This window comes from Arhodomonas sp. KWT (assembly GCF_010993615.1).
The window spans coordinates 17,670-38,196 of the sequence record NZ_WNXE01000009.1; the positions used below are offsets into that span (position 1 = coordinate 17,670).

Consider the following 20,527-nt stretch of genomic DNA (forward strand, 5'->3'; position numbering starts at 1 on the left):
TAGCCAGAATACCGGGATCATGCCCGCCTCCGTTGCCGTGCTGTCGGTATCGTCGCCGGGGGGCGACGTCATGACCATACCCTAGCGTATGGTGGCCCGTCGGGGAACGATGCGCTGCGGCGGTCTGCTACCATGCAGACCTCGTCAACACTGCCAGGTCCGCGTTGCCGTCCATGACCACCACACTCGTCGAACACCGCCGTGGCCTCAACCTCCTTGGGTTCGGGTTCTGTGCCGCACTGCTCGCCTTTGCCGTCTACCTGGAGCACGTCCAGGGCCTGGAGCCCTGTCCGCTGTGCATCTTCCAGCGCGTCACCTTCGCCGCGCTGGGGCTGGTGCTGCTCGTCGCCGGCCTGCACGCCCCGCGCCGAGGGGGCGGCCGTGTCTATGCGGTGCTCGGACTGATCATCGCTGCGGCGGGCGTCGGGCTGGCGCTTCGTCACCTGTGGCTGCAGTCGTTGCCGCCGGACCAGGTGCCGGCCTGCGGCCCGGGGCTGAATTACATGCTCGAGACCTTCCCGCCGATGCAGGCGTTGCAGATGGTGCTATCCGGCTCCGGTGAGTGCGCCGAGGTGGATCGCATCCTCGGCGTCAGCATCCCCGCCTGGACGCTGGTCGCCTTCGTTCTGACCGGGATCGGGGGCGTACTGGTCAACTGGCCGGCACGCCGGCGCTGACATGGCGGCGCGCAAGGGCAGCAAGGGCGGCCGCCGCGGAGGCCGGCGGCGTCAGCAGCGCGGACCGGTTGCGCGGTTCCTCCGGCGCGGGCTGCTGCTCGCCCTGGTGCTGGCCGTGGTGGCCGGTGCGGGATGGACCTGGTGGCTCAACCAGCGGGTGGTGGCGGAGTTCGAGAACCGCCAGTGGGCGTTGCCGGCGGACGTCTACGCCCGGCCGCTGGAGCTCTACAAGGGGCTGACGCTGGATACCGATGCCTTCGCGCGCGAGCTGGCCGCTGCGGACTACCAGCGTGTGCGCGACCCGAAGGCGCCGGGCTCCTACAGCCGCAACGGCGCGACCTTCGAGATCCACCGCCGGGCCTTCCGCTTCCCCGACGGCCGTACGGGCGAGCGCCGCATTCGCGTGACCGTCGACAACGGTCGCGTCGCCCGGCTGCGCGGCGCCGACGGCAAGGCCCTGGACCTGTTCCGGCTGGACCCGGCGCGCATCGGCAGCGTCCACCCGGGGCAGCACGCCGACCGCGAGCCGATGGCGCTCTCGGACATGCCCCGCAGCCTGGTCGCCGCCCTCATCGCCGTGGAGGACCGGCGCTTCACCGAGCACTTCGGCGTGTCGCCGCTGGCCATCCTGCGCGCGGCGGTCGCCAATATCCGTGCCGGCGAGATCGTGCAGGGCGGCAGCACGCTCACCCAGCAGCTGGTCAAGAACCTGTTCCTGAGCAACGAGCGCACCCTCTGGCGCAAGGCCAACGAGGCCGTCATGGCCGTGCTGCTGGAGTGGCACTACGACAAGCGCACCATCCTCGAGACCTACCTCAACGAGGTCTATCTGGGTCAGGACGGCGACCGCGCCATCCACGGTTTCGGCCTGGCGAGCCGGTTCTACTTCGGCAAGCCGCTGGAGCGCACCGACCTCGCCGAGCAGGCGCTGCTCGTGGCGATGGTGAAGGGACCGTCGTGGTATGACCCGCGGCGCCATCCGGAGCGCGCGCGCAAACGCCGCGACCTGGTGCTGGACGTGATGGCCGAGGGCGGATTCGCCGACGCCGACGCCGTCGCCCGGGCACGCAAACAACCGCTCGGTGTCCACGAGAGCCCGCCGGAGGCGCGCACGGCCTACCCGGCGTTCATGGATCTGGTCCGCCGTGACCTCTCCCGGGACTACCGCCGCGAGGACCTCAACAACGACGGCCTGCGCATCTTCACCACCATGGCGCCCTCGGTGCAGCACGCCGCGGAGCAGGCGGTGGTCCGGCGCACCGGGAACTGGAAGGACGATACCCAGGCGGCGGCCGTCGTGGTCGGCGTGGACACCGGCGAGGTGGAGGCGCTGGTCGGTGGGCGCGACCCCCGCTTCCCGGGGTTCAACCGCGCCCTCGACGCCGCCCGGCCCATCGGCTCGCTGGTCAAGCCGGCGGTCTATCTCACGGCGCTGGAGCGCCCGGGCCAGTATGGCCTCGGCAGCGTGATCCACGACCGCCCGGTGACCGTGCAGGGCGCCGACGGCCAGACCTGGACGCCGCGCAACTACGACCGCGAGCGCCACGGCGACGTCCCGCTGTGGGCGGCGCTGGCGCATTCCTACAACGTCCCCACGGTCCGCCTGGGGCTGGACCTCGGCCTCCGCGCGGTGGCGGATACGCTCTCGCGCCTGGGCGGATCGCTGCCGGACACGGTCTACCCCTCGATGCTGCTTGGTACGGTGTCGTATACGCCGCTGGAGGTGGCGGGGATCTACGAGACCATCGCCACCGGCGGCTACCACACGCCGCTGCGCGCGGTGCGTACGGTGATGACGCGGGACGGCGAGGTGCTCAGCCGCTATTCCCTGACCGTCGAGCGCACGGTCGAGCGCGTGCCCATGTACCTGCTGCGCAATGCCATGCAGCGCGTGGTCCGGGAGGGTACCGGGCGCGGCGTGCAGCGCTGGCTCGGCACCAGTCCGGGTGTCGCGGGCAAGACGGGGACCACCGACGATCTGCGCGACAGCTGGTTCGCCGGCTTCTCCGCCGACCGCCTGGGGGTCGTCTGGGTGGGCCGGGACGATAACGGCCAGACGGGGCTGACCGGGGCCACCGGCGCGCTTACGGTATGGGGCGAGCTCTTTGCTGCGTTACCCTACAAGCCGTTGAACCCGCGCATGCCCGACGGGGTCGAGCCGGCCTGGATCGATCCCGACACCGGACGGCTGGCCAACGCCGACTGCCCGGACGCGGTACAGCTGCCCTATGCCCGCGGCGCCGAGCCCGACGAGCGTGCCGAGTGCGCGCGCCGCGGCAACGTCGTCGAACGGGCCGGGGCATGGCTGCGCGGGCTGGTCGACTGACGCCGCCGCCGAGCAGGGAGAACCCCGACATGTCCGCAAGAGCGCTCCTCGCGACCGGCCTCCTGGCCGTCCTCCTCGCTGCCTGCTCGACGGCGCCGCCCGGCGGTGGCCGAGGCACCGGCACCGGCGAGACCGTGCCGGCGCCGCCGTCGCCGGGCGAGGGCGGTGCGGCGCAGCCGCCCGCCGGCGGCGGCCAGGCCCTGCCGCCGGCGGTGCGCGGGCTGGTGGCCCGGGCGGAGTCCGCCTCCGCCGCCGGCGAGAACGACCGCGCCGCGGACGCCCTGGAGCGCGCCGTGCGGCTGGCGCCGGACAATGCCGCCGTCTGGCAGAACCTTGCCGTGGTGCGCTACCGCCAGGACCGCTGCGACCAGGCCATCCAGCTCGCCCAGCGCTCCAGCGATCTCACCGGCGACCGTCAGCTGAAGGCCCAGAACTGGCGGCTGATCGCCGCCTGCCGGCGCATGAAGGGCGACGCCGAGGGCGCCAGCCAGGCCGAGTCCCGGGCCCGTGAGCTCGGGGGCGGGCAGTGATCGGCGAGCACGCCCGCGACGCCCTTGGCGGTGACGGCGCGCTCGCCCGGGCCGTCGACGGCTTCTCGCCCCGCGGCGAGCAGCAGACCATGGCGGAGGCCGTGGGCGGGGTGATCGAGGAGGGCGGTGTGCTCGTGGCCGAGGCGGGCACGGGTACCGGCAAGACCTTCGCCTATCTCGTCCCGGCGTTGCTCTCCGGGCAGAAGGTGATCGTCTCCACCGGCACCCGGACGCTGCAGGATCAGCTCTATCACCGCGACCTCCCGCTGGTCTCGCGGGCGCTGGAGCACCCGGTGCGCCGCGCGCTGCTCAAGGGCCGCAGCAACTATCTCTGCCTCTACCGCATGGAGGCCGCCGCCGCCGAGGGACGGTTCGACTCCCGCGAGGAGGCCTCGCGGTTCCAACGCATCCGCGAGTGGGCCGGCCAGACCCGCAGCGGCGATCTCGCCGAGGCGCCGGTTGCCGGGATCGAGGGCGGACTGCTCGGCAAGGTGACCTCCACGCCGGACAACTGCCTCGGCCAGGAGTGCCCGTTCCACGCCGAGTGCCACCTCATGGAGGCACGCCGCCGGGCCCAGGAGGCGGACGTGGTGGTGGTGAACCACCACCTGCTGATGGCGGACTGGGCGGTCCGCGACGGCGGCTTCGGCGAGGTGCTCCCCGCCGCCGACGCCTGGATCCTCGACGAGGCGCACCAGCTCCCGGACACCGCGGCCCAGTTCTTCGGCCTGTCCGTGAGCAGCCGCCAGCTCGTGGAGCTGGCCCGTGACGCCCGCGTGGAGCAGGTTCGCGAGGCGAAGGAGGCCACGGACATCGCCGATGCCGCCGAAGCGCTGCAGAAGGCGGTGCTGGACTTCCGCCTCACCCTCGGCAGCGCCGGCCGGCGTGAGCCCTGGGCGGGCATCGCCGGCGAGGAGACGGTCACCGACGCGGTCGCCACCGTGCGCGAGCGCCTGGCCGGGCTCCACGAGCACCTCGCGCCCCACGCCCAGCGCGGCAAGGGGGTGGAGAGCGTGTGGCGCCGGGCCGCGGAGCTCCAGGACGCCCTCGGGAGCTTCCTCGAAGGCGGTGACGACGACGAGCAGGTGCAGTGGTTCGAGACCCACCAGCAGTCGTTCATCCTGCGGCTCACGCCGCTGGAGGTGGCCGGCACGTTCCGCAAGCAGATGGCCAAGCACCCGGGGAGCTGGGTGTTCACCTCGGCGACGCTGTCGGTGGGCGGGCGCTTCGAGCACTACATCGCCCGGCTCGGGCTCGGCGAGCCGCAGACCCTGCGACTGGAGAGTCCGTTCGACTACGAGCACAACGCGCTGCTCTACGTGCCGGGCAAGCTGCCGCCGCCGAACGCCCCGGACTACCTCGAGCGCTTCCTGGTGATGGTGGAGTGGACCCTGCGCGAGAGCCGGGGCCGGGCGTTCGTGCTGTTCACCAGCCACCGGGCCCTGCGCGCGGCCGCCGAGTACCTGCGCGAGCGCACCGACCATCCGCTGCTGGTCCAGGGCGAGGCGGCCCAGGCGCGGCTGCTGGAGCGTTTCCGCGAGGCCGGCGATGCGGTGCTGCTGGGCACCCAGAGCTTCTGGGAGGGCGTGGATGTGCGCGGCGAGGCGCTGTCCTGCGTGATCATCGACCGCCTGCCCTTCGCCTCGCCCTCCGACCCGGTCACCCAGGCGCGCATCGAGGCGCTGCGTTCCGGCGAGGGCAACCCCTTCGCCCACTTCCAGCTCCCCCAGGCGGTGATCGCCCTGCGCCAGGGCGTGGGCCGCCTCATCCGTGACGCCTCCGACAAGGGGGTGTTGGTGATCGGCGACAACCGCGTCGTGACCAAGGGCTACGGGCGGGTGTTCCTCGACAGCCTCCCGCCGATGCCGCTGACGCGGAGCTTCCGCCAGGTCCAGGCGTTCTTCGCCGCCATGGGCGAGGCGGCCGCGGACACCGACGAGCGCGACTCCAGCCCCGCATGAGCCGCGCCCGGGCGTGGCTGCGCCGTGAGCGCCTGCTGGTGGCGCTCGCCGTGGCGGCACCGGCACTGGTTATCGTGACGGGGATACCGGCGGCCCGTCTCCCGGCGCTCGTCGACTGGTACACCATTGCCGCGCTCGCCGGGCTCATGGTCCTCAGCCGGGCGCTGGAGGACAGCGGCAGCCTGGCCCGCGCCGGCGGCTGGCTGCTCGCCCGGGCGGGGGACCAGCGCCGCCTGGCGGCGGTGCTGGTGGCCGTCTCCGCGCTGCTCGCCGCGGTGATCACCAACGACATCGCGCTGTTCGTGGTCGTGCCGCTGACCCTCGCCGCCGGCCTGATGACGCCGCTGCCGGTGGCGCGGCTGGTGGTCTTCGAGGCCCTCGCGGTGAACGCGGGCTCCGCCGCCAGCCCGGTGGGCAACCCGCAGAACCTCTTCCTCTGGCAGCACGCCGACGCGGGCTTCACCGCCTTCACGGCCACCCTGCTACCGCTCGGGCTCGCGCTCACCGCGATGCTGCTCGCGCTGGTGCCTCTGGCGTTTCCCCGTGCCGCGCTTGGCGCGCACACGCCACCGGCCGCCGGAGTGGACCGGACGCTGCTCTCGGTGGCGCTGGCCGTCTACCCGGTGTTCCTGGTGCTGGTGGATGCGGGCTTCGCGCTGGCCGCCGCGCTGGCGGTGATTGCCGTGATCGCGGTGACGCGGGCCGGGGTGCTGGCGCGGGTGGACTGGGCGACGCTGGCCGTGTTCGTCCTCATGTTCCTCGACCTCGCGCTCCTGGCGCGCCTGCCGGGGGCGGCGGCCGCCGCGCGCTGGCTGCTCGGACTGCCCGGCGGCGCGTTCACCGCTGCGGTGGCCGCCTCCCAGGGGATGTCCAACGTGCCGGCGACGCTGTTCCTGGCGGCGTTCACGGACGACTGGGGGCGGCTCGCCTGGGGCGCGAACGTCGGCGGGTTCGGGCTGGCCGTCGGCTCGATGGCCAACCTCATTGCCCTGCGGCTCGCGCGAGCGCCCGGGCTGTGGTGGCGCTTTCATGCCTGGTCGCTGCCGGTGCTCGCCGGTGCCGTGGTGATCGCGCTGGTGCTGATGCGCCTGCCGGGGCTCAGCTGAGCCCGGCTAGCAGCCAGTCCGGTGCCGGCAGGTCATCGTGGGCGTCCGCCGAGGCGACGCCGCTGGCGACCAGGGCATTGTCGATACCGGCGCGGTGGGCGCCGAGGATGTCGGTATGGCGCTGGTCGCCGATCATCACGGCGTTGGCCGTGCCCGCGAGCTCCAGCGCACGCCGGAACATGACCGGCTCCGGCTTGCCCAGGGGCGTGAACCGGGGCGGCGCGGCGTAGCGCAGCTCCAGGCCGCGCTGGATGAGCAGCGCCAGGGCACCGGCGGTGAAGCCGAAACGCCCGGGGGCGGTGGGGTAGATCACGTCCGGGTTGGTCAGCAGCAGGGTGACGTCGCGCCCGGTGTCCACGGCCCGGCAGACCCCACTCAGGGCGGCTTCCGCGTCGGCGAGGAAGTCGCCGCCGGCCTCGTCGCAGACGCAGAGTACGTCGAAGTCGTCCTCCAGGGCGACGACGTCGCCGCCGCCGCGGCGCACGTAATCCGCGCTCCCGGCGGGGCCGAGCACCGCACAGCGCCGTCCCGCGAGGCCGTTGCTCACGAGGTGGTGCGCCAGCATCGCCCCGGAGCTGATGATCCGTTCCGCGGGCACCGGCACGCCCAGGCGCGCGAAGCGCTCCGCCAGGTGCTCAGGCACGTGGGAGGCGGCGTTGGTGACCACGTACCACGGCCGACCCTCGCGGGTCAGCCGCCCGACCAGGGCCGGTGCGCCGGGCAGGGCGCCGTCGCCGGTGACGAGCACGCCGTAGGCGTCCAGCAGCACCGCGTCGTAGCGCTCGAGCAGGGCGTCGACGGTGGTGGTGGCGGTCATTGCGTTCCTCCGGTGCGGGCGTGGGGCGTATCGTGCGGTCACGGGTGCCCTGACGGTGGCGTCTCCCGTGAACCGGTTAGTATGTTACGGGATGAATCTTGAAAGCGGGATGACATGAGCGAACGACGCGTGCGCCTGCCGGTGTACACCTTCGTGATCGTCGGCGTCGCCGGCTACCTCTTCCTGGTCTTCGGTCACGAGGGCCTGCCGGACCCCGGTGGCGACGCCGGTGCGGTGCTGGGCGTGCTGGCGCGCCTGGCCCCGGTGTGGCTGGTGCTCTGGCTGATCGCCGCCGCCGGCGGGGCCGTCTACAACCGCCGCGGCGGGCACGGCCGCGGTGCGGGCCGGGTCGCCGGTGGTGGCTCGCATTCGCTGGTCTGCCCGGTCTGCGGGGCGCCCCAGGAGATCCGGCGCGGCCCGGGGGGCAAGCCCCGGCGGGTGTGCTCCGAGGCCGGCGAGGCACACAGCGGCGACGCCGCTGACCGCGGGGACGACGCATGAGCGTCGACGCCCTGTTCGCCGGGATCGCCTCGTGGACGCCAGCGCAGTGGACGGTGGCGGCCGTCGCCGCCGCGGTGGCCGCGGCGATGCTCGTGCTGCCCGCCGCGTTGCTCGGGGGGCGCCGGGCACGCCGCGCGCTGGCCGAGGCGGAGGCCCGCGAGCACGCCCTGCGGGAGGATCTCGCGGCCCGCGAGGGTGAACGCCAGGCCCTGGAGCGGGAGTGCGAGCGTCTGCAGCCCTACGTGGCAGAGCGCGACCGCCTGCAGCGCGAGCACGCGGCGCTGGCCAGCCGGGCCGAGGCGCTGGAGCAGCGTGTCGCCGAGCTGCGCGAGGGCTACGACGAGACCGTCCGCGAGCGTGACCGCCACGCCCGCGAGGCCGGCGAGCTGCGCGAGCGCATCGGCCGCATGGAGACCGAAGCGGAGGAGCGCCAGAGGGCCTTCGCCGAGCGCGAGCGCAGCCTGGCGGACGCGGAGAAGCGCCTGAGCGAACAGTTCGAAAACCTCGCCAACCGCATCTTCGAGCACAAGAGCGAGGCCTTCCGCCAGACCAGCAGCGAGCAGCTCACCCACCTGCTACGCCCGTTCCGCGAGCAGATCGAGGGCCTGCACCGGGACGTGCGCGAGGCCAGCAAGGAGCGCCACACCCTGCGCGACGAGATCTCGCGCATCGTCAGCGAGACCAGCGCCCTCACCAACGCCCTGCGCGGTGACACCAAGTACCAGGGCGACTGGGGCGAGCTGGTCCTGGAGCGGCTGCTGGAGACCGCCGGACTGCGCCGGGGCGAGGAGTACGAGATCCAGCCCCAGTACACCGACGGCGACGGTCGCCGCCTGCGCCCGGACGTGGTCATCCACCTGCCGGAGCAGCGCGACGTGATCATCGACTCCAAGGTCTCGCTGACCGCCTACGAGCGCTATGCGAACGCGGAGGACGAGTCGACGCGGGAGGAGCAGCTGCGTGCCCACGTGAGCTCGGTGCGCCGCCACATCGATGAGCTCGCCGGCAAGGGCTACGAGCGCCTGCCGGAGAACCGTACCCTGGACTACATCCTCATGTGGGTGCCGGTGGAGCCGGCGTACTTCGCGGCCATGGAGGCGGATCCCGGCCTGGTGGACCGGGCCATGGAGCGCCGGGTCATCCCGGTGTGCGCGACCACGCTGCTCGCCGTGCTCAAGACCATCGAGCGGATCTGGCAGTACGAGCGCCAAAACCGCAATGTCGAGCGCATCATCGAGCGCGCCGGCCAGCTCCACGACAAGTTCGTGGGTTTCGTCGAGGCCCTGGACGAGGTCGGCACCCACCTGCAGCGCGCCGAGCAGAGCTATCACACCGCCCGCGGGCGCCTCGTGGACGGGCGCGGCAACCTCGTACGCCAGGTCGAGCAGCTCCGCCGCCTCGGCCTCAATCCCCGCAAGCGCCTCAACGCGGACCTGGTGGCCGATGCGGGTGCGGATGAAGAGGACGAGGGCGGGGACGGGGAGGAGGACACCGGCAACAGCGGGGATGCCGCCTCCGGGCGGGGGTGACCGCCCCCCGGTGTCCGTCTCAGCCGGAGGGCGGCAGGCGTGAGGTGAGGTCCGCGCGCAGTGACGCCGACAGCGCCCCGTCGGCCAGCCAGATACCGAAGTAGACCCGGGCGAACGCCGCCCCCGGCACGCTGCCGAGGGTCCGGCCGTTGAGCGCCAGGCGCGTGCCGTGCCCGGGGCGGTAGGTCATGGTGTAGCGGTCGCCTTCCCTGACCGGTTTGTACAGGGCGTGGAAACGCCGGATCGCCGGTGCCAGCTCGCGGCGGGTGGCGTCGTCCAGCTGGCGCTCCAGCACGGTATTGGCCGCGCGCACCAGGTCGGCCGTGCTGATGTCGTAGAAGTACTCGATGGCGAGCTGCCGCGGGGTGTCGTCGTCCAGTACCTGTGACGACGGCGTCCCCGGCGGGACGTAGAGCGCCGCCGCGTAGACGGTGAACAGCACCCGGTAGGTCGCCACGCCGGTGCCCGCCAGGCGCAGCCGCCCCGCCTCGGTCTGCTGCGTGCGCTCGAACCGCGCGCCGTGCTCGAGCACCGGCGCCGCGTTGGCGAACGGGACGGCGAGCGCCAGCGCCAGGCAGAACGCCGCGAGCCGCGTCACGACGACGCCCCTTTTCTGAAGAACAGCGTGACCTCGCCCACGTTGATGCCCCATTTCGACACCTGCGCGCGGTTGATGACCGTGTCCTCGTCGATGCGGTACATCCAGTCGTCGAAGGCGAGCTGCCACTCCGTGCCATCGACCGCCAGCTTCAGGGTGTAGCGCCAGTTGAGCGCGAAGCCGTATTCCGAGCCCGCGGCGGTGCCCACGATGTCCCCGGCCTCGCCCTGCCAGTGGTGCGCGTCCACGCGCTCGATGCGCCACACCCGTTGCTGGCGTTCGCCGTCGGCGTAGCGGAAGCGCTCGTCGAGCACCAGCGTGTCGCCTTCCATCCGGCCCTCGATGTCCACGGTGAAGCGCCGGCGGACCTCACCGTCGCGGCCCTGGAAGATCCCCCAGGCCCGCACCGGGCCGGTGAAGAACGCGGCGAGGTCGAAACGGGGCCCGGTGTCGGCGTAGTCCCGCGGCTGCGGCCCGGCGCAGGCGGTGACGAGCAGCGCAGACATGATGATGGCGAGGAGGGCGGCACGTCGCTGCATGGCGTGTTCCATATTTGTATCGGTAATGTATAGGTATGATAGGACAGTAATCGGGCAGTGACGAGGCCGGAACGATGAACGACACGGCGTGGATGGACGAGATCACCGGCAGGGCCCGGGTCGTGGTGGTGCGCTCGCCGATAACGGACCTGGGCCCGCTGGGGGACGCTGCCGCCCGGCTGGGGCCGGACTGCGCGGAGGTGGTCCTGGGCATGGGCGACGAGACGGCGAGGGCCCGCTACCGCGCCCTGCGCGAGGCGGTGGACCATCCCACGCTGCCGCTGGTGTTCGTGGACCGGCGGTTCGCCGGCGGCATCGAGGCGGCGGCGCGACTGCGTACGCTGGACACGCGGATGCCGGCGGTGGCCGCGGCGTGCGGCTACGGCGGCCTCATCCCCTTCGCGGCCGGGGCGATCGCGCTGCTCGCCGGGGGCGGGCCGACGGTGGCGGCGGCGCTGCTCGGTTACGCCGCGGTGATCCTGAGCTTCGTCGGCGCGGTCCACTGGGGCATGGCGGTGGCCGCACCGGCGCCGTCGCCGCCGGGGATGGCGCTCTCCGTGGTCCCCGCGTTGCTGGCCTGGCCGGGCGTGCTCCTGCCGCCGCTCCCCGGGATGGTGGTACTGGCCGCGGCCCTCGCGGGCTGGCGGGCGGTGGAGCGTCTTGGCTGGGGTGATGACGGTTTCCCGGGCTGGTTCCGCCGGCTGCGCGATCACCTTACCGCCGGCGCGGTGGTCTCGCTGATGCTGGGGGCGGTCGGGATAGGGCTGGCCTGAGCGCAGTGGGCGGCCCGAACCGGGTTGAATAGATGGTGGCTATCGAAAGGGAAGGGAACTTCGATTGTAAATATAAATGCGAATCACTAATATTTAAATGAACGCATCGAACACCCGTCCCGGAGGGTAATGCCATGATCAAGACGCTGACCTTCGCCATGATGCACTTCAGTATCGCCGTCAGCGTCGTCTACATGCTGACGGGCAGCCTCGCCGTCGGCGGGCTGGTGGGCCTGATCGAGCCGATGTGCAATACCGTGGCGTTCTTCTTCCACGAGAAGCTCTGGGAGCGTCACCGCGCCCGCCGGGAGACCGGCGGCCCCCCGGCCATGGCGGCCTGAGCCCTGCGCGGGTCGATGGGTAACCGGGCACCGGGGTGCCCCGGGCGGTTCCGTCCCTCCTGCCGCCCGGGGACCCGGTGATCCGTTCAGCCGCCGCGCTTCTGGCGCTCCATCATGTCGGCCTGGAGGATCTCGATCCAGTAGCCGTCCGGGTCCTTGATGAACGCCAGGCCTTTCATCCGGCCGTCGTCCGGGCGCTTGACGAATGGCACGTCCAGGCGCTCGAGCCGCTCGGCCGCCTCGTACACGTCCGGCACGGTAATGCCGATGTGCCCGTACCCCTGGGGTTCGTCGTTACCGTTGTGGTAGCTGAACGCCGGGTCGTCCTCGGTGCCCCAGTTGTGGGTGAGCTCGAGCATCGCCTCGCGCCCGAAGGTCCAGGTGGTGCGCGCGTCGTCGTTGGCGGGCACGCCGGCCGCGTCGTTGCCGTCCACGTAGCCCAGGAAGTACAGCGTGAAGCGCATCTCCGGGAAGTCGAGCTTGCGGACCAGGCGCATGCCCAGCACCCGGGTGTAGAAGTCCAGTGAGCGCTCCGGCGACTTGATGCGCACCATGGTCTGGTTGAATACGTACTGCTGCGTCTCCGGGTCCGGGCTCTCGCACAGTCCCGGGGCCTGCTCGAAGTGACGGGACATGCAGTCCTCCTTGAGTCGTTGGCTGTATGATCGACCTGCCCCGGGATGGGGGCGGGGCGAGGGTTTTCAAAGGTAGGGCGTGAACAGCCAGAAGAAGGCGTCGCGCACCCGGGCGAGGAACGGCCGTCCCGAGAGCTCCGTGAGCGTGATGTTGTGGCCGTGTTCCACGGCGTGCCTGATATGGGCGGCGATGCGCCGGGCGAAGGCGGCGTCGAACACCTCCACCACCAGCTCGAAGTTCAGCCGCAGGCTCCGCGGGTCGAGGTTCGCCGAGCCGATCTGGGCGTAGTGGTCGTCCACGACCAGCAGCTTGGTGTGCGCAAACGGCCCGCGCTGGTAGTGCACGTGCACGCCCCACTTGACCAGCTCCCAGAGCACGTTGCGTGTCGCCCAGTGCATGAACGGCAGGTTGTTGTGTCCGGGCAGCACGATGTCGACGTGCACGCCGCGGATCGCGGCCGCCTGCAGCGCGGCGGTGAGCTCCCGCGGCGGCAGGAAGTAGGGCGTCATGATCAGCACGCGCTGGCGGGCGGCCGCGATGGCGCCCACCAGCACCATGCTCAGGCGGTCCAGGTCCTCGTTGGGGCCGTCGATGAGGGTGCGGCACATGGCCTCGCCTTCCTCGGCGGCGGGCCGCGGCGGGGGCCGCCGGCGGTCACCGGTCGTGAACTGCCAGTCGTCCAGGAACACCGTCTCGATCTGCTCCACCACCGCGCCGCGCAGGCGGAAGTGGGCGTCGCGGGTGCCGCCGCGGCTGCGGGCCAGGTGGCGGTCGCCGATGTTCATGCCGCCGACAAAGGCGGTCACACCGTCCACCACCAGTATCTTGCGGTGATTGCGCAGGTTCACGAACGGCCGTGGCGGCAGCAGCCCGGGTGGCAGGAACCGCGCCACCGGCACCCCCTCGCGGCGCAGCCGGTGACGGATGCGCGGCCAGGAGTACCATTCCCCGGCGCCGTCGAGCAGCACGCGCACGTCCACGCCGCGCTCGACCGCCCGGGCCAGTGCCCGGACGAAGCGTATGCCGGTGCGGTTGCTCTCAAAGATATAGGTGGCGAGGTAGATCCGATCGCGGGCCTGCTCGATGGCCTCGAGCATGGCGGGGTAGGCCTCCTCGCCGTCGTGGAGGACGGTCACTGCGTTGCCCGCGGTCAGCGGCACGCCGGTGACCGCCCCGGAGATGCGCGCCTGCTGGGTGAACTCGGGATGCACGGCGAGATGCTCGTCCGCCGGTACGCCGCTTGCCGGCGGCAGCTGCTCGGCGCGCAGGACCCGCGCCCGGGTACGTATGCGGTTGACTCCGAAGAGGAAATAGAGCACCGGCCCGGCCAGCGGGAAGAGCAGGCACACCGCCACCCACCCGAATGCGGCGGCCGGATCGCGCTTGTGCAGCAGCGCGTGCAGGGCGGCGGCGGTGGCGATCAGCCCGGAGGCGATGATCACCAGCCAGCCGGCAAGGCCAGGGCTGACGGTCTCGGTCATGGCGCGACGGTAGCACAGCGCCCGGTCGCAGGGCTGTCGTGATCGGCGTCACAGCTATGACAGAACTTGTAGGCGTAGCGCTAAATCGCGGTTATGCTTGCGAAATGGTGCACGTCCTGGGGGAGGGGGCGATGAGAAGGGTCCTTGTGACGGCGGTGGTGACCGCCTTGATGGGGCTGGCTTTGCGGGTGTCGGCCACGGAGCTGCCGCGGCCGGACAACCTCGCGCCGGAGATCGCCTTCTGGAAACGCGTCTACACCCAGGTGTCCGGTGATCAGGCGATAATCCACGACCGGCGCGAGCTCGGGCGCATCTATGCCGTTATCGATCTGCCGCCGCGCAGCGAGCCGGAGCCCCGGCGTGATGCGGTGAAGGCGGCGGTGTCGGTATACCGCGGCGTGCTCGAACGCCTGGCGGCGCACCCGGATGCCCCGGACTCGGCGCTGGAACGGCGGGTGCGGGCGGTCTTCCCCCGCGATGCCGTCGCCGATGATTTCCGCGAGGCCGCGGACCGCCTCCGGGTGCAGGGCGGTCTGCGCGACCGCTTCCGCGAGGGACTGGTCCGCTCCGGGCGCTGGCGTGGCTACATCCGCCGGACCCTGCGCGAGCACGGGGTGCCCGAAGCGCTGGCGGCGATGCCCCACGTGGAGTCCTCGTTCAACCCGGCGGCCCGCTCCCACGCGGGTGCCGCCGGCATGTGGCAGTTCACCCGGGGCACGGGCCGCCAGTATCTGCGCATCGACGGCGTCATCGACGAGCGCCTCGATCCCTGGAGCGCCTCCGAGGCGGCCGCCCGGCTGCTCGCCGACAACTATGCCCGCCTGGGCAGCTGGCCGCTGGCCGTCACCGCCTACAACCACGGCGCCAACGGCATGCAGCGTGCGGTGGAGACGGTCGGCAGCAGTGATATCGGCGCCATCATCCACCAGTACGACGGCCCGTATTTCGGCTTCGCCTCGCGTAATTTCTATCCGGCGATCCTGGCCGCCGTGGACGTCGCCCAGGCGCCCGGGCGCTACTTCGCGGACGTGAAGCCGGAGTCCGCCTGGGAGCCGGTGATCGTCAAGGTGCCGGACTTCATGCCCGCCAAGGCCATCGCCAGCGCCCTGGATATCGACGAGGATACCCTGCGCCGCTATAACCTCGGCCTGGGCCGGGGGATCTGGGCCGGCGAGAAGTTCGTCCCCGAGGGCTATCCCCTGCGCGTGCCCGCCCGCGAGCCCGGCGATGTGCGCCAGGCCCTGGCCGGGGTATCCCTGGACCAGCGCTACGCCGAGCAGTGGCCGGATCAGCACCACCGCGTGCGCTCCGGCGAGAGCCTGTCGGCGATCGCCGCGCGGCACGACGTCTCCACCCTGGCGCTGGCGGCGGTCAACGGCATTACCCGGCCCGACCACATCCGCATCGGCCAGCGCCTGCGCGTACCCATGGCCGGCAAGCCGCCGAAGCCGCTGTCGAAGCTCCCGGTGGACGAGGGCGGCGCGGTCTATACCGTGCAGAGCGGCGACACCCTGGCCGCCATCGCCCGGCGCTACGACATGGGTGTCGACGACCTGATCGCCACCAACGATATCGGCGATCCCGACCTGATCCGGCCCGGCCAGGAGCTTGTGGTCCGCGAGGCCCCGCTGCCGACGCGGGTTGCCGGTAACTACTAGGCCGCGCGGCGGGAGCCGACGGCGTCACGCGGGTCTCCCGCCCGGGCCGTCCGCCCTTCCCGCCCCGCCGGTTCTGCGCCGGCGGGGCGGTTCCATGACTTGCACTGAGCAAACCGGCGTCCGATATTAGAGTCAGGAGTCCCGCTGCCCGGACTCCCAGGCCCCGGTGGCCGGTCCGCCGGGGGGCGAAGGGCCAGAAAGCTGGCCCGGCGGCCTGCCGCCCGTGGTGGCACACGGGGCAGGCCGTGCATGCACGGAAACCGGGAGCCGACATGCTCGAGGCCATCAAGCGCTTCTACCAGGAGCGGATCCAGCTCAACGACCACCCCGAAAACGACCCTCAGCACCGCCTGCAGCTCGCCACCGCCGCGCTGCTCATCGAGATGGCGCAGGAGGACAACGAGCGGCACAGCATGGAATTCCAGGCCATCCACGAGGGCATCCGCGAGGTGTTCGGCCTGTCCGACGAGGACACCACCGCCCTCATCGAGCTGGCCGACCACGAGGCCCACGAGGCGACGGATCATTTCGAGTTCACCCGCCTGATCAACGAGAACTTCGACTACGAGCGCAAGTGCGGCGTGGTCGAGCTGCTCTGGCGCGTGTGCCTCGCCGACGAGGACATGAACCGCTACGAGGAACAGCTCGTGCGCAAGATCGCCGAGCTGCTGCACGTCCAGCACCGCGACTTCATCGCGGCCAAGATCCGTGTGCAGCAGGCCTACTCCACGAGCTACATGAACGAGTACGACCATTTCGAGTGATACCGGCGCGGGCCACTACCGGGCCCGGCAGATCGCGACGATCCGAGATGCCGTCGCGTCCGGGCGCGACGCGGTGCGCGCCGACCCGGAGGGCGGCGTGCTCGCGTTTGCGCAGGCGTTCGTGGGCGCCGGCGGGGTGCAGATCCCCGGCCGGCCGGACGCCGGGGACGAGGCCCGGGCGCTCGGCGAGCGGCTGATCCGCGCGTTACGGGCCGGCGCCATGCGTCACCCCGACGACCGCGACCTCCAGCGCGAGGTCGACCGTGCCCGCCGCGAGGCCCGCTGGGCCCTCGCCGGCGCGGACGACAAGGTGGTCGGGTTCTTCATCGTCCTGCCGCCCGGGGTGGAGGACGAGAGCGCCACCGCCGAGGCCCTGTCCCATGCCAGCCAGGGGCTCGGGCCCGGGGTGTTCGCCAAGGGCGACATCGTGGTGCTGCAGCCGGAGCTCGACGGCACGCGCTTCCAGCCCGTGCTCGAGGACGAGATCGAATGCTGAGGAGAGGCGGATGACACGGACCATTCTGATCACCGGGGCGTCGTCCGGTTTCGGCGAGGCCACCGCCCGGCGCTTTGCCGCCGAGGGCTGGCGCGTCGTCGCCACGGCCCGCCGGCGCGAGCGCCTGGCGCGGCTCACCGAGGAGCTCGGCGGGCCCGAGCATGTGCACGCCGTCGAGCTCGACATGCGTGACCGCGAGGCGGTGATGGAGCGCCTCGGCGCGCTGCCCGCGCCCTTCGACGAGCCGGACGTGCTGGTGAACAACGCCGGCATCGGGCGCGGACTGGAGCCCGCCTGGGAGTCCGATGTGGACGAGTGGGAGGCGATGGTCGACACCAACGTGAAGGGGCTGATGTACGCCACCCGTGCGGTGCTGCCCGGGATGGTGGAGCGCAATCGCGGCCATGTCGTCGACCTCGGCTCCATCGCCGGGCGCTGGCCCTATCCCGGCGGCAACGTCTACGGCGCGACCAAGGCGTTCGTCGCACAGTTCTCGCGCAACCTGCGCGCGGACCTGCTGGGCACGCGGGTACGGGTGACCAACCTGGAGCCGGGGCTGTGCGAGACCGAGTTCTCCATCCAGCGCTTCCGCGGTGATGCCGAGCGCGCGGCCTCGCTGTACCGCGGCAACGACCCCATCGTGGCCGACGATCTCGCCGAGATCATTCACTGGGTGGTGCACCTGCCGCCCCACGTGAACATCAACAGCATGGAGATCATGCCTGTCAGCCAGTCCTGGGGGGCGTTGCCGGTGAAGCCGGTGCGGTGAGGTTTATAACGATATAGTTTGAATATAGAGGTATTCATTCCTTTATCGATTAAGGGCCGTTGCTTATCGTGACCCTCACGCGAACCGCCCCTTCAGGCGATGCGGAGGATCAGGATGACGGCAGCAACGGCCATCGATACGCACACCCGCCACGACGCCCCCGGGGCGGACGAGCTGGAGGCGCTCAACCGGGAGCTCGCCGGTGCGGACGCCACCGCGCGGGTCGCCTGGGCCCTTGCGCACTTCCCCGGCCGACTGGTGCTCTCGTCGAGCTTCGGCGCCCAGGCGGCGGTCATGCTGCACCTGGTCACCCGCCAGCGCCCGGACATCCCGGTGGTGCTCATCGACACGGGTTATCTCTTTGCCGAGACCTACCGTTTCGTAGACGAGCTCACCGAGCGGCTGGCGCTCAACCTGCACGTCTACCGCAGCCCGCTGAGCGCGGCCTGGCAGGAGGCGCGATACGGCCGTCTCTGGGAGCAGGGGGTCGAGGGCATAGAGCGCTATAACCGCATGAACAAGGTCGAGCCCATGCAGCGCGCGCTCAGCGAGCTTGGCGCGGATGCCTGGCTCGCCGGCCTGCGCCGCCAGCAGGCGAGCTCCCGCGCGGAGCTGGACGTGGTCGCGGTGCAGAACGGGCGCTACAAGGTCCACCCGATCATCGACTGGAGCGACCGGGACGTCTACTACTACCTCCGCCGCCACGGGCTGCCGTACCACCCGCTGTGGCACGAGGGGTACGTGTCCATCGGCGACTGGCACACCAGCCGCCCGCTCAGCGATGACCTCACCGAGGAGCAGACGCGCTTCTTCGGGCTCAAGCGCGAGTGCGGCCTGCACGAACACGTCTGAAGCCCCGCAGGCGCGTTCGACACCGGTATAATCCCCACGGAGACAATCACAAACCCGTCGCAACCGTGGGGATGACATGCGACATCTCGGCTCGATACTCCTCGGCGTCTGGCTGATCGTTCACGGCCTGCGCGACATCATCCACCTCACGTTCCGCTACGACGACCTCGCCATGGGCGCGCTGGCCATCGTCGCGGGTGCGCTGCTGTTCATCCGCCGCTGACGGTGATCGGCCGCCGTCACTCGACGGAGCGCCCCACCGCGGGGCTGGTGCTCACCGGGGGTGGTGCCCGCGCCGCCTACCAGGTGGGGGTGCTGCGTGCGATCGCGGACATGCTTCCGCCGCGGGCGCCGTCCCCGTTCCCGGTGATCTCCGGGACCTCCGCCGGGGCGATCAATGCCGCCGCTATCGCCACCCACGCCCGGCGCTTCTCCACCGGTGCCCGGGGGCTGGAGCGTGTGTGGCGGCACTTCCGTGTGGGCCAGGTCTACGAGGCCGGCGGCATGCGGCTGACCCGCAGCGCGGCGCGCTGGCTCGCGGCGCTGTTCTTCTCCGGGCTGGGCACGCAGCGCCCGGACGCGCTGCTGGACAACGCCCCGCTGCGCGGGCTGCTGGCGCGGACCATCCGGTTCTCGTGGCTGCGCGAGGCCATCGACCGCGGCGATCTGCGCGCGCTCAGCATCACCTGCTCGTCGTACACGACCGGGGAGTCCGTGGCCTTCTTCCAGGGCGCGCCGGACCTGGCGGGCTGGCGGCGGGCCCGGCGGGAGGGGCGGCCGGCGCACATCGGCGTCGCTCACCTGATGGCCTCCAGCGCCATCCCCGCGATCTTCCCGCCGGTGCGCATCGGCACGCAGTACTACGGCGACGGTGCGGTGCGTCAGCTCGCGCCGCTTAGCCCGGCACTGCACCTGGGCGCGGACCGGATCCTGGTCGTGGGCGTGGCGGACAACGAGGCGGCCGCGCCGGCACAGACGGTGGCGTCGCATCCGCCGTCGGTGGCGGAGATCGCCGGCCACATGCTCGACAGCGCCTTCCTGGACTCACTGGCGGCGGATGTCGAGCGCCTGGAACGCATCAACCGCACCCTCTCGCTGGTGCCCGGCCGGGCGCGGCGCCACGGCGAAACCGGCCTGCGCCCGGTGGAGACGCTGGTGATCCAGCCCAGCACCTCGCTCACCGGCCTGGCCGCCGCCCATGCCGCCGAGCTGCCGCGGGCGATGCGCTTCTACCTCCGCGGCAGCGGTGCGGACGACCCGGGGTCGGTGGTGATGAGCTACCTGCTCTTCGAGGCCGGCTTCTGCCGTGCGGCCATTCGCCTGGGCTACAGCGATGCACTCGCGCGCGAGGCGGAGATCATGCGCTTCCTCGGCTACGAGCCCGCCGTCAGCCGCGGGCCCGGCGGCGCGGTGCCGCCGGACCTCTGGTAGCCCTGCCCCGCGCTACCGCGGTCTAGCGTTCCGGCGCGGCCTCGAGCTGACCGTTGCAGTATTCGATGGCGGTCTGCCCGGAATCGTAATCGTAGTCGGGGTGTTCGACCCGCTCGTCGTCGCGGTATAGCGGGCAGTCCCGGAGTTCACCGTTGTCGCGGTAGACGGCCCACAGACCGGTGCGTCGGCCGGCGTCGTCGTATACGCCTTCCTCCACCGGATAGCCCCGGGCATCGACGATCCGCCAGCGGCCGCGACGCTTGCCGTGGCGGTAGTCGCCCCGCCAGTGATCGCCGAGCCGGGCGGGCTCGATCCAGGGGCCTTCCCGGTCGCCGTCGACGTAACGGCCCTTCTCGAGGATGTTGCCCTCGCTGTCGTAGCGCACGTGGGGGCCGTCTTTGACGCCGTGGTCATAGTGACTGCGCTCGACGGTGCGGCCGTCCCTGGTGATTCGGTAGGCGCCATCCAGCTCACCGTCGACGTAGTGGCCTTCAGTGCGACGTCCCTCGGTGTCGGTCCGGTGGAACGGACCGACAGGACTGCCGTGGACGTAGGTCACCGAGGTGACCGTGCGGCCGTCGATGACCTCGGTCTCGGTGCCATGGCGGCGAGCCTGCGCGTCGTAGTGGCGGCGGACGTAGTGCCCCGGTGAAACGGTCTCGATAAACAGGCCCACCCGATGGCCGTCGCGGCGCTCGCGGCGATGGCTGACCCGCCCGTTGGGCGCGAAGCGCACGTCGAT

General features: G+C 71.6%; 22 protein-coding genes. 16 read left to right on the forward strand and 6 right to left on the reverse strand.

All coding sequences use genetic code 11. The annotated features are described in order from the left end of the window. The first annotated feature begins 173 nt into the window (after nucleotides 1-173). The 5 genes from G7A99_RS03535 to G7A99_RS03555 are packed head-to-tail and all read left to right on the forward strand — an operon-like array spanning nucleotide 174 to nucleotide 6,600. Entirely contained in the window at nucleotides 174-677 is a 504-nt protein-coding gene (locus G7A99_RS03535) for a disulfide bond formation protein B (RefSeq protein WP_163138889.1), read from the forward strand. Between the two features lies 1 nt (nucleotide 678). Continuing rightward, nucleotides 679-3,003 (forward strand): penicillin-binding protein 1B, encoded by a 2,325-nt coding sequence (gene mrcB / locus G7A99_RS03540; protein ID WP_163138890.1) that lies wholly within the window; start codon nucleotides 679-681, stop codon nucleotides 3,001-3,003. Between the two features lie 29 nt (nucleotides 3,004-3,032). After that, nucleotides 3,033-3,533 (forward strand): tetratricopeptide repeat protein, encoded by a 501-nt coding sequence (locus G7A99_RS03545; protein ID WP_163138891.1) that lies wholly within the window; start codon nucleotides 3,033-3,035, stop codon nucleotides 3,531-3,533. After that, the gene (locus G7A99_RS03550; RefSeq protein ID WP_163138892.1) at nucleotides 3,530-5,494 is read left to right on the forward strand and encodes an ATP-dependent DNA helicase; all 1,965 of its coding nucleotides are present in this window, start codon (nucleotides 3,530-3,532) and stop codon (nucleotides 5,492-5,494) included. The genes G7A99_RS03545 and G7A99_RS03550 overlap by 4 nt, the downstream gene beginning before the upstream one ends. Beyond that, complete coding sequence (locus G7A99_RS03555; RefSeq protein WP_163138893.1) at nucleotides 5,491-6,600, forward strand: SLC13 family permease; 1,110 nt, start codon at nucleotides 5,491-5,493, stop codon at nucleotides 6,598-6,600. The genes G7A99_RS03550 and G7A99_RS03555 overlap by 4 nt, the downstream gene beginning before the upstream one ends. Here G7A99_RS03555 and G7A99_RS03560 read toward each other — a convergent pair. Continuing rightward, nucleotides 6,593-7,417 carry an HAD-IIA family hydrolase gene (locus G7A99_RS03560; RefSeq protein WP_018718150.1) on the reverse strand — a complete coding sequence of 275 codons (825 nt, stop codon included), beginning with the start codon at nucleotides 7,415-7,417 and terminating at the stop codon, nucleotides 6,593-6,595. The two genes, G7A99_RS03555 and G7A99_RS03560, sit on opposite strands and share 8 nt — an antisense overlap. 114 nt (nucleotides 7,418-7,531) lie before the next feature. Here G7A99_RS03560 and G7A99_RS03565 point away from each other — a divergent pair, with 114 nt between their 5' ends. Both G7A99_RS03565 and rmuC read left to right on the forward strand, forming a co-directional pair. Then, on the forward strand, nucleotides 7,532-7,918 hold the full coding sequence (locus tag G7A99_RS03565; RefSeq protein WP_163138894.1) for a hypothetical protein: 387 nt from the start codon (nucleotides 7,532-7,534) through the stop codon (nucleotides 7,916-7,918). Beyond that, nucleotides 7,915-9,447 carry a DNA recombination protein RmuC gene (gene rmuC, locus G7A99_RS03570; RefSeq protein ID WP_163138895.1) on the forward strand — a complete coding sequence of 511 codons (1,533 nt, stop codon included), beginning with the start codon at nucleotides 7,915-7,917 and terminating at the stop codon, nucleotides 9,445-9,447. The genes G7A99_RS03565 and rmuC overlap by 4 nt, the downstream gene beginning before the upstream one ends. Nucleotides 9,448-9,466: 19 nt before the next feature. Here the strand turns inward: rmuC and G7A99_RS03575 are convergent, their stop codons facing one another. Together G7A99_RS03575 and G7A99_RS03580 are read right to left on the reverse strand one after the other, a co-directional pair. Then, the gene (locus G7A99_RS03575; protein ID WP_018718147.1) at nucleotides 9,467-10,045 is read right to left on the reverse strand and encodes a chalcone isomerase family protein; all 579 of its coding nucleotides are present in this window, start codon (nucleotides 10,043-10,045) and stop codon (nucleotides 9,467-9,469) included. Then, nucleotides 10,042-10,584 carry a DUF3833 domain-containing protein gene (locus G7A99_RS03580; protein WP_163138897.1) on the reverse strand — a complete coding sequence of 181 codons (543 nt, stop codon included), beginning with the start codon at nucleotides 10,582-10,584 and terminating at the stop codon, nucleotides 10,042-10,044. The genes G7A99_RS03575 and G7A99_RS03580 overlap by 4 nt, the downstream gene beginning before the upstream one ends. A gap of 74 nt (nucleotides 10,585-10,658) precedes the next feature. Between G7A99_RS03580 and G7A99_RS03585 the strand changes: the two genes are divergently transcribed. Together G7A99_RS03585 and G7A99_RS03590 are read left to right on the forward strand one after the other, a co-directional pair. Continuing rightward, nucleotides 10,659-11,357, forward strand: coding sequence for a DUF3429 domain-containing protein (locus G7A99_RS03585; RefSeq protein ID WP_163138898.1), 699 nt, complete (start codon nucleotides 10,659-10,661; stop codon nucleotides 11,355-11,357). 134 nt (nucleotides 11,358-11,491) lie between these two features. Continuing rightward, a complete protein-coding gene (locus G7A99_RS03590) occupies nucleotides 11,492-11,698 on the forward strand; it encodes a DUF2061 domain-containing protein (RefSeq protein ID WP_163138899.1) in 207 nt (68 codons plus the stop codon). Nucleotides 11,699-11,784: 86 nt separating this feature from the next. On the opposite strand, the gene gloA is transcribed toward G7A99_RS03590, so the two are convergent. Together gloA and G7A99_RS03600 are read right to left on the reverse strand one after the other, a co-directional pair. Beyond that, nucleotides 11,785-12,333, reverse strand: a complete 549-nt coding sequence (gloA, locus tag G7A99_RS03595; protein ID WP_163138900.1) for a lactoylglutathione lyase — start codon at nucleotides 12,331-12,333, stop codon at nucleotides 11,785-11,787. Nucleotides 12,334-12,399: 66 nt separating this feature from the next. After that, complete coding sequence (locus G7A99_RS03600; RefSeq protein ID WP_018718142.1) at nucleotides 12,400-13,815, reverse strand: phospholipase D-like domain-containing protein; 1,416 nt, start codon at nucleotides 13,813-13,815, stop codon at nucleotides 12,400-12,402. A 131-nt stretch (nucleotides 13,816-13,946) separates the two neighbouring features. On the opposite strand from G7A99_RS03600, the gene G7A99_RS03605 reads away from it, so the two are divergent. The 7 genes from G7A99_RS03605 (at nucleotide 13,947) to G7A99_RS03635 (ending at nucleotide 19,785) form a co-directional block, all read left to right on the forward strand. Next, nucleotides 13,947-15,473: a lytic transglycosylase domain-containing protein gene (locus G7A99_RS03605; RefSeq protein WP_163138901.1), complete on the forward strand. Its 1,527-nt coding sequence runs from the start codon at nucleotides 13,947-13,949 to the stop codon at nucleotides 15,471-15,473. Between the two features lie 272 nt (nucleotides 15,474-15,745). Continuing rightward, nucleotides 15,746-16,237: a TerB family tellurite resistance protein gene (locus G7A99_RS03610; protein WP_018718140.1), complete on the forward strand. Its 492-nt coding sequence runs from the start codon at nucleotides 15,746-15,748 to the stop codon at nucleotides 16,235-16,237. A 97-nt stretch (nucleotides 16,238-16,334) separates the two neighbouring features. Further along, entirely contained in the window at nucleotides 16,335-16,733 is a 399-nt protein-coding gene (locus G7A99_RS03615; protein WP_240466078.1) for a hypothetical protein, read from the forward strand. A gap of 10 nt (nucleotides 16,734-16,743) precedes the next feature. Further along, on the forward strand, nucleotides 16,744-17,502 hold the full coding sequence (locus G7A99_RS03620; RefSeq protein WP_163138903.1) for an SDR family NAD(P)-dependent oxidoreductase: 759 nt from the start codon (nucleotides 16,744-16,746) through the stop codon (nucleotides 17,500-17,502). Nucleotides 17,503-17,616: 114 nt separating this feature from the next. Then, nucleotides 17,617-18,354 carry a phosphoadenylyl-sulfate reductase gene (locus G7A99_RS03625; RefSeq protein WP_018718137.1) on the forward strand — a complete coding sequence of 246 codons (738 nt, stop codon included), beginning with the start codon at nucleotides 17,617-17,619 and terminating at the stop codon, nucleotides 18,352-18,354. Between the two features lie 76 nt (nucleotides 18,355-18,430). Then, nucleotides 18,431-18,577, forward strand: coding sequence for a hypothetical protein (locus tag G7A99_RS03630; RefSeq protein ID WP_018718136.1), 147 nt, complete (start codon nucleotides 18,431-18,433; stop codon nucleotides 18,575-18,577). 2 nt (nucleotides 18,578-18,579) lie between these two features. Further along, on the forward strand, nucleotides 18,580-19,785 hold the full coding sequence (locus tag G7A99_RS03635; protein ID WP_018718135.1) for a patatin-like phospholipase family protein: 1,206 nt from the start codon (nucleotides 18,580-18,582) through the stop codon (nucleotides 19,783-19,785). A gap of 22 nt (nucleotides 19,786-19,807) precedes the next feature. Here G7A99_RS03635 and G7A99_RS03640 read toward each other — a convergent pair. Beyond that, a partial coding sequence (locus tag G7A99_RS03640; RefSeq protein ID WP_163138904.1) for a hypothetical protein occupies nucleotides 19,808-20,527 on the reverse strand: 720 nt, incomplete at its 5' end.